Annotated in this window: 15 protein-coding genes and 1 other RNA gene; 9 read left to right on the forward strand and 7 right to left on the reverse strand. The window is 62.1% G+C overall.

Annotated elements, in window-relative coordinates:
* Nucleotides 1–5: 5 nt before the first annotated feature.
* Together Q8R81_RS06735 and Q8R81_RS06740 are read right to left on the reverse strand one after the other, a co-directional pair.
* Nucleotides 6–212, reverse strand: coding sequence for a DUF4287 domain-containing protein (locus Q8R81_RS06735; protein ID WP_305616658.1), 207 nt, complete (start codon nt 210–212; stop codon nt 6–8).
* 43 nt (nt 213–255) lie between these two features.
* Nucleotides 256–2385, reverse strand: coding sequence for a malate synthase G (locus Q8R81_RS06740; RefSeq protein ID WP_305616659.1), 2130 nt, complete (start codon nt 2383–2385; stop codon nt 256–258).
* 300 nt (nt 2386–2685) lie between these two features.
* Here Q8R81_RS06740 and Q8R81_RS06745 point away from each other — a divergent pair, with 300 nt between their 5' ends.
* The 4 genes from Q8R81_RS06745 (at nt 2686) to Q8R81_RS06760 (ending at nt 6596) form a co-directional block, all read left to right on the forward strand.
* Nucleotides 2686–3891 carry a hydrolase gene (locus tag Q8R81_RS06745; RefSeq protein ID WP_305616660.1) on the forward strand — a complete coding sequence of 402 codons (1206 nt, stop codon included), beginning with the start codon at nt 2686–2688 and terminating at the stop codon, nt 3889–3891.
* Nucleotides 3891–4928 carry an arginine N-succinyltransferase gene (locus tag Q8R81_RS06750; RefSeq protein ID WP_305616661.1) on the forward strand — a complete coding sequence of 346 codons (1038 nt, stop codon included), beginning with the start codon at nt 3891–3893 and terminating at the stop codon, nt 4926–4928. The genes Q8R81_RS06745 and Q8R81_RS06750 overlap by 1 nt, the downstream gene beginning before the upstream one ends.
* A 4-nt stretch (nt 4929–4932) precedes the next feature.
* Entirely contained in the window at nt 4933–6198 is a 1266-nt protein-coding gene (locus Q8R81_RS06755; protein ID WP_305616662.1) for an N-succinylarginine dihydrolase, read from the forward strand.
* Between the two features lie 149 nt (nt 6199–6347).
* Nucleotides 6348–6596 carry a hypothetical protein gene (locus Q8R81_RS06760; protein ID WP_305616663.1) on the forward strand — a complete coding sequence of 83 codons (249 nt, stop codon included), beginning with the start codon at nt 6348–6350 and terminating at the stop codon, nt 6594–6596.
* Between the two features lie 159 nt (nt 6597–6755).
* Here the strand turns inward: Q8R81_RS06760 and ssrA are convergent.
* Nucleotides 6756–7123: a transfer-messenger RNA gene (ssrA, locus tag Q8R81_RS06765) on the reverse strand.
* A gap of 159 nt (nt 7124–7282) precedes the next feature.
* Entirely contained in the window at nt 7283–7705 is a 423-nt protein-coding gene (gene mscL, locus Q8R81_RS06770) for a large conductance mechanosensitive channel protein MscL (protein WP_305616664.1), read from the reverse strand.
* A gap of 179 nt (nt 7706–7884) precedes the next feature.
* On the opposite strand from mscL, the gene Q8R81_RS06775 reads away from it, so the two are divergent.
* The 5 genes from Q8R81_RS06775 to Q8R81_RS06795 all read left to right on the forward strand — a co-directional run bounded on the left by Q8R81_RS06775 (nt 7885) and on the right by Q8R81_RS06795 (nt 11531).
* Nucleotides 7885–8511, forward strand: coding sequence for a LemA family protein (locus Q8R81_RS06775; RefSeq protein WP_305616665.1), 627 nt, complete (start codon nt 7885–7887; stop codon nt 8509–8511).
* Nucleotide 8512: 1 nt separating this feature from the next.
* Nucleotides 8513–9358, forward strand: coding sequence for a YgcG family protein (locus Q8R81_RS06780; protein WP_305616666.1), 846 nt, complete (start codon nt 8513–8515; stop codon nt 9356–9358).
* Nucleotides 9358–10038, forward strand: coding sequence for a TPM domain-containing protein (locus tag Q8R81_RS06785; RefSeq protein WP_305616667.1), 681 nt, complete (start codon nt 9358–9360; stop codon nt 10036–10038). The genes Q8R81_RS06780 and Q8R81_RS06785 overlap by 1 nt, the downstream gene beginning before the upstream one ends.
* A complete protein-coding gene (locus Q8R81_RS06790) occupies nt 10035–10577 on the forward strand; it encodes an NUDIX hydrolase (protein WP_305616668.1) in 543 nt (180 codons plus the stop codon). Before Q8R81_RS06785 ends, Q8R81_RS06790 begins: the two co-directional genes overlap by 4 nt.
* A gap of 174 nt (nt 10578–10751) precedes the next feature.
* Entirely contained in the window at nt 10752–11531 is a 780-nt protein-coding gene (locus tag Q8R81_RS06795) for an SDR family oxidoreductase (protein ID WP_305616669.1), read from the forward strand.
* Between the two features lie 18 nt (nt 11532–11549).
* Here the strand turns inward: Q8R81_RS06795 and Q8R81_RS06800 are convergent, their stop codons facing one another.
* From Q8R81_RS06800 to Q8R81_RS06810, 3 genes are all read right to left on the reverse strand, one after another.
* On the reverse strand, nt 11550–12437 hold the full coding sequence (locus Q8R81_RS06800; RefSeq protein WP_305616670.1) for a hypothetical protein: 888 nt from the start codon (nt 12435–12437) through the stop codon (nt 11550–11552).
* Nucleotides 12438–12447: 10 nt separating this feature from the next.
* Nucleotides 12448–13458 (reverse strand): CsgG/HfaB family protein, encoded by a 1011-nt coding sequence (locus tag Q8R81_RS06805; RefSeq protein ID WP_305616671.1) that lies wholly within the window; start codon nt 13456–13458, stop codon nt 12448–12450.
* Nucleotides 13459–13697: 239 nt separating this feature from the next.
* A complete protein-coding gene (locus Q8R81_RS06810) occupies nt 13698–14810 on the reverse strand; it encodes an S-(hydroxymethyl)glutathione dehydrogenase/class III alcohol dehydrogenase (protein WP_305616672.1) in 1113 nt (370 codons plus the stop codon).
* Nucleotides 14811–14910: the final 100 nt, after the last annotated feature.

A 14910-nucleotide genomic window follows, 5' to 3' on the forward strand; every position in this document is an offset into this window, starting at 1 on the left:
TGCTCTCAGCCCTCGGCCAGCGTGTGAGCCACGATGGCGTTGGCGTGACCGTGGCCCATGCCATGCTGGTCTTTCAGCATGGCCACAAGTTCCATGTGCTTGGCGGGAAGCGCCGCACGCACCAGCGCTTTCCATTCGGCAATGGGCTTTCCGTACTTCTTCTCAATTGAGGGGAAGTAAGACGCCGGGCCGGAAACTTTGGGTTCGGTCATGGCCGGGAAATGACCATGCCGAACACCAGATTGTCAACGCTGCTCAGGCCGGTTCCGCCACTTTCGCCATCGCTGCTTTCTTCTTGCGCCGCCATGCGTGGAGCAGCGGTTCGGTGTAGCCGTTGGGCTGTTCCACGCCGTTGAACACCAGATCGCAGGCGGCGCGGAAGGCGAAGCTTTCTTCCCAGTTGCCCGCCATCGGTTCGTAAAGCGGGTCGCCTGCGTTTTGCGCGTCGACCTTGGCCGCCATGCGCTTCAGGCTGTCCATGACCTGCGCGTTGGTGGCAACGCCGTGCAGCAGCCAGTTAGCCATGTGCTGGCTGGAGATGCGCAAGGTGGCGCGGTCTTCCATCAGGCCCACATCATTGATGTCGGGCACCTTTGAACAGCCGACGCCCTGATCGATCCAGCGCACGACATAGCCCAGTAGGCCTTGCGCGTTGTTGTCGAGTTCCTCGCACACTTCGTCTTCCGACCAGTTTGCGCCGTCTGCCAACGGAATGGCCAGCAGCGCATCGAGACCTGGTACAGGTTCTGCCGCGATGCCTTCGCGCAAGGCGAAGACCGGCACCTGATGGTAGTGCATCGCGTGGAGCGTGGCGGCCGTCGGGGATGGCACCCAGGCGGTGTTCGCGCCCGTCTTCGGGTGGCCGATCTTCTGGTCCATCATATCGCGCATCATGTCGGGCGCGGCCCACATGCCCTTGCCGATCTGCGCCTTGCCGGACAGGCCCTGCTTCAGGCCGATGCAGACGTTGCGCTTTTCATAGGCGGCGATCCAGCCGGAGGCCTTGATCGCGCCTTTGCGGATCATCGCACCGGCCTGCATCGAGGTGTGGATTTCATCCCCGGTGCGATCGAGGAAGCCGGTGTTGATGAACACGATGCGGTCCTTCACCGCATGGATGCAAGCGGCGAGGTTGGCCGAGGTGCGGCGTTCCTCGTCCATCACGCCCACCTTCACGGTGTGGCGGGCAAGGCCGAGAAGGTCTTCGACTGCATCGAACAGGTCGTTGGTGAAGGCGCATTCTTCCGGCCCGTGCATCTTGGGCTTGACGATATAGACACTGCCTGCGCGGCTGTTCCGATAACGGCCAAGGCCTTTGATGTCGTGACAAGCGATGGCGCTGGTGATCACCGCGTCCATCACACCTTCGGGGATTTCGCTGCCATCGGGCAGGAGGATCGCCGGGTTGGTCATCAGGTGGCCGACATTGCGGACGAACAACAGGCTGCGGCCCGGCAGGGTCAGCGCATCGCCATTGACGCCGGTCCATGCACGGTCTGCGTCCAGCGCGCGGGTCATGGTCTTGCCGCCCTTCTGGAAGCTTGCCTCAAGATCGCCGCGCATCAGGCCGAGCCAGTTGCGATAGGCGACCAGCTTATCCTCGGCATCGACAGCAGCGATGGAGTCTTCCAGATCGACGATGGAAGTGAGCGCGGCTTCCATCACGATGTCGGCCATGCCCGCCTTGTCATCCGCGCCCACTGGGTGCGTGCGGTCCAGCACGATCTCTACATGAAGGCCGTTGTTGATCAGCAGCAGTCCGCCTGCCTTGCGTGCGAGCAGTTGCGACGGATCGGCCAGTGGCGGATCGCCTGCGCCGTCCCAATCGCTCCAGCTGCCGGTGGTCAGCGGGAATGTGGCATCGAGGAACGCGCGGCCTGCGGCGACCACAGCGGCCCCGCGCGCTTTGTCATACCCGCCCGGTTTGGCGGGCGCGGCATCGAGCGCGTCGGTGCCGTACCATGCGTCATAGAGGCTGCCCCAGCGTGCGTTGGCGGCATTGAGGACGAACCGGTCGTTGAGCACGGGAACGACGAGTTGCGGCCCCGCCATCGTGGCGATTTCGGGATCGACATTCTGTGTGCCGATCAGGAAATTGGCCGGTTCAGGGACGAGATAGCCGATTTCGGTGAGGAACGCGCGGTATTCGGCAGCGTCGACCGGCTTTCCGCAGCGGTCGCGGTGCCAGCCGTCGATCTGTGCCTGCAACGTATCGCGCTTGTCCAGCAAGGCGCTGTTTACCGGCGCGAAACGGCTGACCAGCGCGGCGAAGCCTTGCCAGAAGACCGATGGCTCAAGGCCAAGTGGCCCCAGAACTTCGCTGTCGATGAAAGTGGCGAGGGCCGCGTCAACTTGCAGGCCATTGCGCTCGGTACGTTCGTTCATTTCACCCATATCCATACGCTCACATAAACTGCGCCCACGGGCAAACCGCCTGCGCCGAATCCGATGAACCTGGGGAGGAACTCTTGAGGCTATGCATGAACGTGCAGGCCATTGCAATCTTGTGAATGTGCGAGTGGGCCTTTCTGCCCATGCCCACCCCCGCCCCCTCCCGCCTGCGGGAGGGGAGAAGAAGAACGGCCTTTCACTCCTCGCCCGCAGGAGGGTGGGGCTGGGGGTGGGCATCTTTGGTGATCCACAAGGGGTTCACCCCGCGCGCGTGAGCGGCTAGGCTGGTTGCAGATGCAACAGATTTCCCCCACCGAACGAGCGCTGCTCGCGCCCATCGATGCCGCCGCGATGCTCGCACAGGTCGAACAATGGTGCGCGATCAACACCGGCACCGGCAATCTGCCCGGCCTTGCGCAGCAGTGGGATTTGCTGGCGGAGGCCTTTGCGGTGCTGCCGGGAGACATCCGCAAGGTCGATCCCGCCCCGGTCAGCGCCATCGCGGCTGACGGGACCGAGCGCGAGACGGCCAACGGCGCGCATCTGGTGCTGTCGGTGCGCCCGCAGGCTGCACGGCGCTACCTGCTGACCGGGCATATGGACACCGTGTTTGCCCCCACCCACCCGTTCCAGTCGCTGCAATGGCTGGATGGCGAGACGCTGAACGGGCCGGGTGTGGCCGATATGAAAGGCGGCATCGCGGTGATCCTTGCCGCGCTGAAACTGTTCGAAGCCAGCCCGGTTGCGGCGGCCATCGGTTATGACGTGCTGATCAATTCCGACGAGGAAACCGGCAGCCTGTCGTCCGCGCCGCTGATTGCAGAATTGGCAGCGGGCAAGGCGGCGGCGCTGACCTATGAGCCGTCTGCCCTGCCCGATGGTACGCTGGCGGGCGAGCGCCCCGGCAGTGGCAATTACAGTGCGGTGATCAAGGGCCGCTCTGCCCATGCCGGGCGCAATCCGCAGGACGGGCGCAATGCCATTCTCGCTGCGGCCGATCTGGCGCTGCGGTTGAAAGCGCTGGAAGCGCCGGGGCTTTCGGTGAACCCTGCGCGGATCGATGGCGGGAGTGCCAACAATGTCGTGCCCGATCACGCTGTGCTGCGCTTCAACGTGCGGCCGCGCCTGCCCGAACAGGCGGGCACATTCGAGAAAGCCTTGCGCGAGGCAATCCGCGTGATCGAAAAGCTGCACGATGTGACCATTCACCTCCACGGCGGCGTTTCCCGCCCGCCCAAGCCGCTAACGCCAGAGGCGACCGCGCTGTTCGGGCTGGTGCGCGAATGTGGCGAAGCGCTTGGCCAGCCGATCCGCTGGCAGGCGTCGGGCGGGGTCTGCGATGGCAACAACATTGCCGCGTGCGGGGTGCCTGTTGTCGATACGATGGGCGTGCGCGGGGGTGCGATCCATTCGGATCAGGAGTTCCTGATCGTACCATCGCTGGCCGAACGTGCAGCGCTTTCCGCGCTGGTCCTGCACCGCCTTTCCGGAGGAAACTGATGACCTTCCGTATCCGCGCCGCGCGCGCGAGCGATCTGCAGCCGCTGTATGAAATGGCCAAGCTGACCGGCGGTGGCTTCACCAACCTGCCCGCTGACCGCAAGGCGCTGACCACCAAGCTGGGCCGCGCGGCGGAAGCTTATGCCAACACCGAAGAAGGCGATCCGCGCAATCCTGAGGACGAACTGTTCGTGTTCGTGCTGGAAAATGCGCAGACTGGCGAAGTGCGCGGCACGTCGCAGATCTTCACCTGCGTGGGCCGCAAATCGCCATTCTACTCCTATCGCATGGCCACGCTGACCCAGCATTCAAAGGAACTGAACCGCACGTTCCGTGCCGAAATGCTCAACCTTGTCACCGATCTTGAAGGGTCGAGCGAAGTGGGCGGGCTGTTCCTCCATCCGAACGAGCGCGCAGGCGGGCTGGGCATGTTGCTGGCGCGCAGCCGCTATCTGTTCATCGCCATGCACCGCGCGCGCTTTGGCGAGAAGATCCTCGCTGAACTACGCGGCGTGATCGACGAGCGCGGCGGATCGCCATTCTGGGATGGTGTGGCGGGGCGCTTTTTCGGCATGGGGTTTCAGGAGGCCGACTATTTCAACGCGATCAACGGCCACCAGTTCATCGCGGATCTGATGCCCAAGCACCCCGTTTACATCGCCATGCTGCCCGAAACCGCGCGCTCTGCCATCGGCCTGCCCCACCCATCGGGCCGCGCAGCAATGCGAATGCTGGAGGAGGAAGGCTTTGCCTATGAAGGCTATGTCGATATTTTCGACGGCGGCCCGACGATGACCGCGCGGACCGACCGCGTGCGTTCGATCTGCGAAGCCAAGGAATTGGCAGTCGCGCATGTCCGCGCGCCCGAAGGTGAAGGCGCGGTCGTCAAGGCGTTGGTCGCCACCGGCAAACTCTCGGACTATCGCTGCGCATTTGCCGAGATTGCCGAGACGCCCGATGGGCTGACGCTTGATCCAGTCAGTGCTGCCGCGCTGGGTGTGAAGGCTGGCGATGCCGTGTGGTTCGTGGAGCGCTGACGCGATGGCTTTGGTAGAAATCAACTTCGATGGCTTTGTCGGCCCCAGCCACAACTATGCCGGGTTAAGCCTTGGCAACCTTGCCTCGTCCAGCAATGCAGGCGAGGTATCCTATCCGCGTGCCGCTGCGTTGCAGGGTTTGGGCAAGATGCGCCACAACCTGGGCCTGGGGCTGACGCAGGGGCTGTTTGCGCCCCTGCCCCGTCCCAATCCGGCGCTGCTTGACGCACTGGGCCTGAACGCCATCGATGCCGCCGACCCGGCGCAACGCAGGTTGCGCGCAGCGGCATGGTCAGCCTCGGCGATGTGGACGGCCAATGCCGCCACGGTCAGCCCCGCGCCAGATACCGCAGACGGACGCTGCCACCTGACCGCTGCCAACCTGGTGACCATGCCTCACCGGTCGCAGGAGTGGCCCGACACTGTGCGCCAGTTGCGCCTGGCTTTTGCACACAGCGCGCACTTTGCCGTGCATGACGCCGTGCCTGCCTGTTTCGGCGATGAGGGTGCGGCCAACCATATGCGGATGTGCGCCAGCCACGGCGCGCCGGGGCTGGAGTTGTTCGTCTATGGCACCACCGGCGGCGCGTTTCCGGCACGGCAGCACGAACAGGCGAGCCGCGCCGTGGCCCGCCTGCATGGCCTCAATCCCGCGCACTGCCTGTTCATTGCGCAAGCGCCGGAAGCCATTGCGGCAGGCGCATTCCACAACGATGTCGTCGCCGTAGCCAACGAGCGCGTACTGTTTACGCATGAACAGGCCTTTGCCGACCCGGATGGCACTTATACGGCGATCCGTGAGCGGCTCCCCGAGGCCGAGATCGTCGTCGTGCCTGCAAGCGCGGTCAGCCTTGCCGATGCCATCAAAAGCTACCTGTTTAACGCCCAGTTGCTAACGCTGCCTTCGGGCGAGATGGGTCTCGTTATCCCGCTTGAGGCGTGGGAGATGCCATCAGTGCGCGGGTGGCTGGAGGGGCATATCGCATCCAACGGCCCGATCCGCCGTGTGCTGCCGGTCGATGTACGCCAGTCGATGGCCAATGGCGGCGGGCCTGCGTGCCTGCGGCTGCGCGTTGTCGCTGATCCTGCCACAGTCGATCCACGCTTCCTGCTGGACGAGGCGAAGATTGCACAGGTCGAGGCGGTGGTCGCGGCAAGCTGGCCCGAACAGATCGATCCACTTGATCTTGGACGGGAATCGCTGGCACGCTCGGTCATTGGGGCGCGTGCTGCACTGCTGGATATGCTGCAATTGCCGGAACTGGCCTGAACGCTCGCGCGTATCCCTGATGCATAAGCCTTGCCCGCTTGTCGCCGCGCTTTACAGTGAAGCGTGCGTTAACCAGACGCTTTCCAGCAAAGTCTGATCTGGCACGATCGTTGCTCAGAGATTGGCAGGACAAAAGGATACCGCTCGGGATGCTTCGCAAGTTTGGTCGCCTCTTCATCATAAAGACCCGGTTCGAAGCCTTTGCGGTGATATACGCGCTGTCGTTGGGGGCAGTAGAGCGCGGCAAGGCCTACCTGACTGAGTATCCCGGATTTGGTGGCCAATTGCTGTTTCTGGCGGCCACGGGCGCGGTGTTCATAGCCGGGGCCAAGATCCTCGACGCGGTGCGGATGGAGCAGCAGGCGCGCGAGTTGGCAGAAGCCACCGTCAAGGTCTGAGCCTGCGGGTCATGCTTCGACAAGCTCAGCATGAGCGGCCTTTTGACATCAGCACCAAGTCTCGCTCATCCTGAGCCTGTCGAAGGATCGAAGGTTCAAGGCACGCCAGCAAAACGGGGAAATAGGGCGATTCTGTTGCTAGGCTCGCCCCCAGCCCCCGGTTTCCGATTCTGTTACCCGGTTCGGTCCGAACCGTGCTTTCGCTTTATAACTTCAGGGCGTTAGCCCCTAGAATTATGCTGCGAGAGCAAGTGCTTCGTTGTCGTTGGCACTTGTGAGTTGTGAGCCTATAACAGGTTACTCAGCCTGGGCAAAAACAGCGCTTTTCAACACACGTCGATCCTAGTTCGGCCCCATCAACACCCTTGCGACAACAAGGCCCGCCCCCGAAGGAAACGGTAGTGATGGTGGAGCCGCCGGGTACCGCCCCCGGGTCCGCTGTGCCTATTGCACGCCGCAGTTTATCACCATAGCCGGTCGAAACCGGCAGGGATGCATATAGGGATGCTGCGCCAAATGAAAAGGGGCAGGATTGCTCCTGCCCCTTTCCTCTTTGTTTGTCGGCCCAGTGTGACCTTCGTCATCCCCGCGCAGGCGGGGACCTAGTCCTGCAAAAGAGCCGTCGCGGTGCGACGACGTCCCTATCGCTGGATTCCCGCATGCGCGGGAATGACGAGTATTTGGGTTTACTTCTTCAGCGCGTCCCGGATCTCGGTCAGCAGGTCGACTTCGCTCGGCCCGGCAGGTGCTGCCGGTTCTTCGGGCTTTGTCATGACCTTGTTGGCCTGACGCACGATCAGGAAGATCACGAAGGCCAGGATCAGGAAGTTGATGATAGCGGTGATGAACGATCCCCAGCCGAGCATCGACACGCCCGCAGCCTTGAGCGCGGCATAAGTCATCTCACCCTTGTAGTCCGCCGGAATGGTGCCCAGCACAACGAACTTCTGGCTGAAATCAATGCCGCCAGTAATCGCGCTGATAACAGGCATGATCACGTCATCAGTCAGTGATGCGACAATCTTGCCAAATGCGGCGCCGATGATCACACCGACCGCCAGATCGAGCACGTTTCCACGTGCGATAAATGCCTTGAATTCTCCGAGCATGTCGACCAGCCCCCCTTAGAACCGTTAACCAAATTGGAGAATCGGTTTGCCATCCCCCGGCCAGCCCGACAAGACACAATCGAGTGCATTCCGGTTCATACTTGAACGGCAACATAAGCCCTCTATCTTCTGCACTATCCGGGCTGCGACTGTGGCCCACAAAAGGGGATGACTTTTCGATGGCCGCAATTCGCTTCAGCCAGATCGCATTTGCCACTGTCGCCGCCGCCAGCCTTTCGGCCTGCGGGATCAATTCGGTCCCCGCCGCCGAGGAAGAGGCCAAGGCGCGCTGGGCAGACGTGGAAAGCTCCTACCAGCGCCGCGCTGACCTTATCCCGAACCTTGTCGCCACCGCAAAGGGTGCGGCCGCTTCGGAAACGCAGATCCTGACCAACGTGACCAACGCCCGCGCGGCCGCCACGTCGATCAACATTACCACCGATGACCTGTCGAATCCGGCAGAGTTCGAGAAGTTCCAGGGCGCGCAGAACCAGCTCACGCAGGCGTTGGGCCAGTTGCGCACCGTGGTGGAAAACTACCCGCAGTTGCAAAGCCAGGCGCGTTTTTCCGATCTAATGGTGCAGCTTGAAGGGACCGAAAACCGCATCAACGTGAGCCGCACGCGCTACAATGAAGCGGTGCAGGCCTATAACACCACGATCCGCACCTTCCCCGATGCGATCGGCGCAAAGCTGATTCACGGGGCCAAGCCAATGGTTCCGTTCAAGGCCACAGCCGGCGCAGAAACCGCGCCTACGGTGAACTTCGACATGAACGCGCCTGCAGCTCCGGCAACTGGGCAATAATATGACACGCCCCGGGTGGGCGCGGGTGTCGGCGCGGGCCTTGTGGCAAGTGTGCGCGGTGCTGCTTCTGCTGATGGCAGGGGCAGCCCACGCTGCCATGCCTGCGCGGCCCACCGGCCCCGTGCTGGATCAGGCCAATGTCATCCCCGACGCGGATGAAGCAGCGCTGACGCAGAAGCTCAGTGATTACAATGCGCAAACCGGGCGGGCGATCATCGTTGCCACGGTAGCGTCGCTGGATGACATGGACGCAACCGACTATGCCCAGCAACTGGCCGAGGCATGGGACATCGGGGGCGCAAAGACCGAGCAGGGCGTGCTGTTCCTGATTGCGCCTGCCGACCGCAAGCTGCGCATTCGCACCGCACGCGGTGTGCAGGAACGCCTGCCCGATGTGCTGGCAGGCCGCATCCTGCGCGACTATGTGACACCCCGCTTCAAGACCGACGATTTCGCAGGCGGCATCAATGCCGGTGTCGATCAGATCATCGCGCAACTCAATCGCGATCCCGCCGATGCCAAGGCCGTTGCCGAAGCAGCAGCAGCGGCGAACCGGGAAGGCGCTTCGAGCAAAGGCGGTACATTTGCCAGCGCAATTTTCTGGATCGTCCTGATCGTTGTTGCCATCTCGATCTTCGGGCGGCGCAATCGCGGGTTTGGGCAGCGGAGCAGCGGTATCGATCCGGGCATCGTCCTGTGGGGGCTAAGCGAAATCGCCCGCAGTGCGTCCAACGGTGGTCACAGCTCTGGCTGGAGCGGGGGCGGTTCGGATTCCGGCGGCGGCTTTGGCGGTTTCGGTGGCGGCGGCGGCGGCTTTGATGGCGGCGGGGCTTCGGGGGACTGGTGATGGCAAAACCTGCAATGACCGCCGCTGATCACAAGCTCGTGTCTGATGCCGTTGCTGCGGCAGAGGCAAACAGCGCGGGCGAGATCGTTACCATCATCACCCCGCGCTCTGATCCCTACCATGACGTCGCCCTGATGTGGTCTGCGCTGGCGGCCTTCCTTGCGCTCTCGGCGCTGGAAATTGCGCCCGGCGCAATGCTCTCGCTGGTTGAGCGCGCCTTTGGCCTGTGGGCGTTCGACTGGACCCCGCGTGCTATCATCGGCCTCGCGCTCACCGTTACCGCGCTGAAGTTCACCGTGATGTATCTGCTGATGCGGTTCACGCCGCTGGGCCTGTGGCTCACGCCGCGCTTCATCCGCAATGCCCGCGTGCGCAAGCGTGCGCTAACCTGTTTTCGCGTCGGAGCCGAAAGCCGCACGTCCGGGCGCACCGGTGTGCTGATCTATGTCAGCCTTGATGAACACCATGCAGAGATCATCGCTGACGCTGCCATCGCGTCAAAGGTCGCGCCTGAAACATGGGGTCACGCGATGAAAGCGATGCTCGATCCGCTCCGTGCCGGACAGATCGCACAAGGCATAGCCGCAGCCGTTGCCGAAGTGGGCAAGGTTCTGGCCGAGCACTTCCCGCGCAGCGATGATGACACCAACGAGCTTCCAGACAGGTTGATCGAAGTATGAGTCTTGAACAGGAATACCGCGACCACCCCGAGGAAATCCGCTGGGAAGGCCGCTATATCGTGGCCAAGACACGCGGGCGGTGGGAATACGTTGGCCGCAATCGCAACATCAAGGCCGCAGTGATCCTTGCCATCCATGATGGCGAAGTGATCCTTGTCGAACAGTTCCGGATGCCGCTGGGACGCCCCTGCATCGAACTGCCCGCAGGCCTGATCGGCGATGAGGCAGGCGCGGAAAACGAAGACGCCGCCACTGCCGCCGCGCGGGAACTGGAAGAGGAAACCGGCTACCGTCCGGGCCGGATCGAATCGCTGGGTGAATTCCACTCCTCACCCGGCATGGTGACAGAAGCCTTCACCCTGTTCCGCGCGCACGATCTTGAAAAAGTTTCCGAAGGCGGCGGCGTGGAAGGCGAAGGCATCACCGTGCACCGCGTTGCCCTTACGGAAATCGAGAGCTTTCTGTCTGTCAAACGCACCGAAGGCTATGCCATCGACACGCGGATGCTGCTTCTGCTCTCGCCTTCGATCCTGCGCTGATACTTCTGCCGCTTGCATGAAGCGGCCTGAGTTGCTTGTCTGATCTCCAAAGCGCGCAAACACCTGCACCCCCGCGAAGGCGGGGGCCTCGGTGTTGTTACGAAACGCTTGTGTAAACCGACTGAGACCCCCGCCTACGCGGGGGTGCAGCGGATGGGTTTGGAGAGGACAAATATGGGCAGAGTTCAGGGCAAGAAGGCCCTCATCACCGGCGCAGCACAGGGACTTGGCGCGGCACACGCGTGGATGCTTGCCCGCGAAGGCGCAAAGGTGCTGCTGACCGACATCAATGGCGATGGCGCAGCATCCACTGCCAGCGCGATCAACGCCGAACTGGGCGTCGGCACAGCCTTTGCCATGCGCCATGATGTAACCAGTCCCGACGATTGGGACGCCGCCATCGCCTTGGCTGCCGAAAAGATGGGCGGGCTGTCGGTTCTCGTCAACAACGCAGGCGTGGGCGTGCGCGGCAATATCGAAACCTGCACGCTGGAGGAATGGCATCGTGGTTTTGCCATCAATGTCGACAGTGTGTTCCTTGGCTGCCAGAAAGCCCTGCCCCTGTTGCGCGACAGTCAGCCTGCATCAATCGTCAACATCAGTTCCATCGCCGGCCTGATCGCGTCCGACACCATGCCCGGCTACAACGCAAGCAAGGCGGCGGTGTGGATGCTGTCCAAATCGGTCGCGCTCTATTGCGCCAAACGCGGCTGGGACATCCGCTGCAATTCGGTCCACCCGACGTTCGTGGACACCCCGATCCTCGATGGCATCAGCGCCAACGCCAATCTGGACAAGGCCGTGGTGATGAACAAACTCGCCCGCCAGATCCCGCTGGGCCGTGTCGGCGTGCCCGACGACATCGCAGCAGGCGTGCTTTACCTTGCCAGCGACGAAAGCCGTTTCATGACCGGGGCGGAACTGAAGCTGGACGGCGGCATTTCGGCAATGTGAAATTCCGCCGCAGTTGGCTTATGGCAAAGGCGTACGCTTGAACCTTGGGCCATTGGCTGCCGGATCATCGCTTTCGATCACGATGGCCTGACTGCCCGGCACGATCCGCTGGTAGCGGCCATCGCCTTCCAGTTCGGCCAGTGACGATCCTGCGGAAGCCGACGTCACGCGATAGCGCGCCACGGCCGATCCATCGGGCGCAGTTGCCTGCACGATCTGGCCCAGCGTCAGCAGCGGCGCGCCATAGTTCAGCTGAATTTCGGTCCCTTCGTTGCGGATCACTTCCATCGGCACGAAATGGAAGGCGATCTTGCGCGCAATCGCCTGCGACATTTCCCGTTGCAGCACGCCATAAAGGCCGGGGCCGCCCTGCGAAGACGTGGCGCGGAAACCGTTGACGTTGATGTCGGAACTGACCTCGATCTTCTTGGTCACCACATCGCCATAGACGATGCGTCCGCGCGCATCCTTGACGGTGAAGTCCATCGTCACGAACATGCTGCTCGACGTGATCGAGAAGCCGCCCGGCCCCATATCTGGCGCGTCGGGGGCAGGACCGCCGGTGCCGCTGACGCGCGAAAGATGGCCAGTAACCACATAGCCGCCCGCCCGCTGTGCAAACTTGCCAGACGAGGCGAGCGCGGCCTGCAACGCCGTGCGCAGCGAAGGGAAGTTCTGCACGCAATCCTTGACCAGATAGGTGAAGAAGCTGGTGTAGGATGCATAGACATAAGCATCAGCATAGGCCGCACGCCGTCCGGCATATTGCTGATAGATGGTGCAAGCTTCTTCGGCATCGAAAGTGCCGATAGCAATGGCCGGGCCAGACTGCGCCTGTGCCGGGGGATGGGCGAGCAGGAGTACGGCAGACAAGGCAGACCCAAGCGATTTACGACGGATGGTCATGGCCGCGCCCTCACTTCTTCTTCTGCTTGGCGTTCATCAGCCTGACTTCCTCGGGCGTTGCCGGGCGAACAATTGCCCCCACGGTCGCCGCAGAGGAGAACGCGCCCATCTGCTGCGCCTTGGACACGCGGCCCAGAACGTCGGTAATGCGCAGGCCACCCACCCGCTGTTCATCGTTGGCAATGACTTCCCCCGTGGCCGGGTCGCGAATGACTTCGCCCTTGGTGAAAATCGACATCATGTCGCCCACCCGGACCGCGCCTTCGCCATAGTTGAGCACGATCACGCCATCGGATTGCACGGCGGCGATCTGGATGGGATAAATCGCGGTTACGAGGCCCGTTGCGACTTTGTCCGCCGCCGAACGCAGCAGTGCCGCAGCGTCGACCGAGGGGTTCTGCGTATCGCATGTTGTGGCAAGCTTCTGGGTTTCATCAATGCGGCGATTATAGCGGACCTCACCACTATCGGCGTCGGTGATCTTGATGTCGATTGACAGCGTCGCCTGCCCGCCAGAGCACGTTTTTCCGCCGTTGTTGTTGCTGAGCATTCCCGACAGTAGCGAACTGCCGAAGTCGGACTTGCGCACCATCGACAGGGTCGTGATCGAACCATAGATCAGATAGTCCGCGCCTTCGAACCCGCCAACTTTGCCGGGTTTGCGGCTTGTCACCAAGCCACTTTTGGCGCGGGCCTGCTCGCCCACCAGCTTGTCCAGCCGCGCGCGCTCGATCACGCGGAACTTGTTGGTCGATTCAATCGCCGACTGGATCATTGTCGAGAAGGCAGGAGCTTGGCCCGAGTTGGCCAGATCGTCCATCTTCTCAATGGCGACAATGGGCTTGGATATGACGGCCTGCGCCGATGCAGTCGAAGCGGCAAACACCAGAGCCGTGGTGGCAGCCGCCGTGCCCGCGATAAGCCGCGTGACAAACTTCGCTATCATGCGCAATTCACCCACTTGTATGCCCCGTTCATATTCGAACGCCAACAATGGCGTGCCGCCAAAACCGATTGCCAAGCAGGGCAATTGGTTCAACGAATCGAATATTTTCGAACCATAATGGCAGATAGATCCAATTGCACCGACTTAGACGACGTGTTTTTCATCACAATTTCATTGGAAAATGGCCTGCTTTAGACCGCACGCACGTTCGGAAAAAACCTCCATTGCCGAATGAAATACCCGATGCCCAACACGAAGGGCGGCCAACCACGTTGGTCGACCGCCCTTCGTTTTCACCAGCTGCTATGCAAGTATCAGAAGACCACAACCGAACGGATCGACTTGCCAGCGTGCATCAGGTCGAACGCGGTGTTGATCTCTTCCAGACCCATCACGTGCGTGATCATCGGGTCAATCTCGATCTTGCCGGTCATATACATATCGACGATCTTGGGCACGTCGGTGCGGCCTTTGGCCCCACCGAACGCGGTGCCACGCCAGTTGCGCCCCGTAACGAGCTGGAACGGGCGCGTGGCGATTTCCTTGCCCGCTTCGGCCACGCCGATGATGATGCTGGTGCCCCAGCCGCGATGGCAGGCTTCCAGCGCGGTGCGCATCACTTCGGTGTTGCCGGTGGCGTCAAAGGTGTAGTCCGCGCCGCCGTCGGTCATCTCGACGATTTTGGCGACGGTGTCCTCGCGGCTCATGCCCTTGGTGTTGAGGAAGTCGGTCATGCCGAAGCGGCGACCCCATTCCTCACGATCAGGGTTCAGGTCCACGCCGATGATCTTGTTGGCCCCAGCCATCCGCGCGCCTTGCAGCACGTTGAGGCCAATGCCGCCAAGGCCGAACACCACAACATTGTCACCAGGCTGCACGTTGGCGGTCTTGGTGACAGCGCCCACGCCGGTCGTCACGCCGCAGCCGATGTAGCAGGCGGACTGGAACGGGGCATCTTCACGGATCTTGGCGACCGCGATTTCAGGCAGGACGGTGAAGTTGGAGAACGTGCTGCAGCCCATGTAGTGGAAGATCGGCTGGCCCTTGTAGGAAAAGCGCGTGGTGCCATCGGGCATAAGGCCCTTGCCCTGCGTGGCGCGGATTGCGGTGCAGAGGTTGGACTTGCCCGAAAGGCAGGTTTTGCACTTGCCGCATTCGGGCGTGTAGAGCGGGATAACATGGTCGCCCGGCTTTACCGAGGTTACGCCTGCGCCCACTTCGCGCACGATGCCTGCGCCTTCATGGCCCAATACGCTGGGGAACAGGCCTTCGCTGTCAAACCCGTCAAGCGTGTAGGCATCGGTGTGGCACACGCCGGTTGCCATGATTTCGACCAGCACTTCACCGGCCTTGGGGCCTTCAAGATCGAGTTCGACGATCTCCAAGGGTTGCTTGGCGGCGAATGCGACGGCGGCGCGGGTCTTCATGTCGGCGGTCTCCCTTTGGAATGGCCATTATCTGTTGGGCGGGCGTTAGCATAATTGCTACGGCAGTGTTAAATTGCGCATTACGCGAAACACTGTTGCA

The organism is Novosphingobium sp. (assembly GCF_030696665.1).
Taxonomy (GTDB): domain Bacteria; phylum Pseudomonadota; class Alphaproteobacteria; order Sphingomonadales; family Sphingomonadaceae; genus Novosphingobium.

Coding starts and splice junctions, on each gene's coding strand:
- Q8R81_RS06735 (WP_305616658.1), bottom strand. CDS start 212: ATGACCGAACCCAAAGTTTCCGGCCCGGCGTCTTACTTCCCCTCAATT.
- Q8R81_RS06740 (WP_305616659.1), bottom strand. CDS start 2,385: ATGAACGAACGTACCGAGCGCAATGGCCTGCAAGTTGACGCGGCCCTC.
- Q8R81_RS06745 (WP_305616660.1), top strand. CDS start 2,686: ATGCAACAGATTTCCCCCACCGAACGAGCGCTGCTCGCGCCCATCGAT.
- Q8R81_RS06750 (WP_305616661.1), top strand. CDS start 3,891: ATGACCTTCCGTATCCGCGCCGCGCGCGCGAGCGATCTGCAGCCGCTG.
- Q8R81_RS06755 (WP_305616662.1), top strand. CDS start 4,933: ATGGCTTTGGTAGAAATCAACTTCGATGGCTTTGTCGGCCCCAGCCAC.
- Q8R81_RS06760 (WP_305616663.1), top strand. CDS start 6,348: ATGCTTCGCAAGTTTGGTCGCCTCTTCATCATAAAGACCCGGTTCGAA.
- mscL (WP_305616664.1), bottom strand. CDS start 7,705: ATGCTCGGAGAATTCAAGGCATTTATCGCACGTGGAAACGTGCTCGAT.
- Q8R81_RS06775 (WP_305616665.1), top strand. CDS start 7,885: ATGGCCGCAATTCGCTTCAGCCAGATCGCATTTGCCACTGTCGCCGCC.
- Q8R81_RS06780 (WP_305616666.1), top strand. CDS start 8,513: ATGACACGCCCCGGGTGGGCGCGGGTGTCGGCGCGGGCCTTGTGGCAA.
- Q8R81_RS06785 (WP_305616667.1), top strand. CDS start 9,358: ATGGCAAAACCTGCAATGACCGCCGCTGATCACAAGCTCGTGTCTGAT.
- Q8R81_RS06790 (WP_305616668.1), top strand. CDS start 10,035: ATGAGTCTTGAACAGGAATACCGCGACCACCCCGAGGAAATCCGCTGG.
- Q8R81_RS06795 (WP_305616669.1), top strand. CDS start 10,752: ATGGGCAGAGTTCAGGGCAAGAAGGCCCTCATCACCGGCGCAGCACAG.
- Q8R81_RS06800 (WP_305616670.1), bottom strand. CDS start 12,437: ATGACCATCCGTCGTAAATCGCTTGGGTCTGCCTTGTCTGCCGTACTC.
- Q8R81_RS06810 (WP_305616672.1), bottom strand. CDS start 14,810: ATGAAGACCCGCGCCGCCGTCGCATTCGCCGCCAAGCAACCCTTGGAG.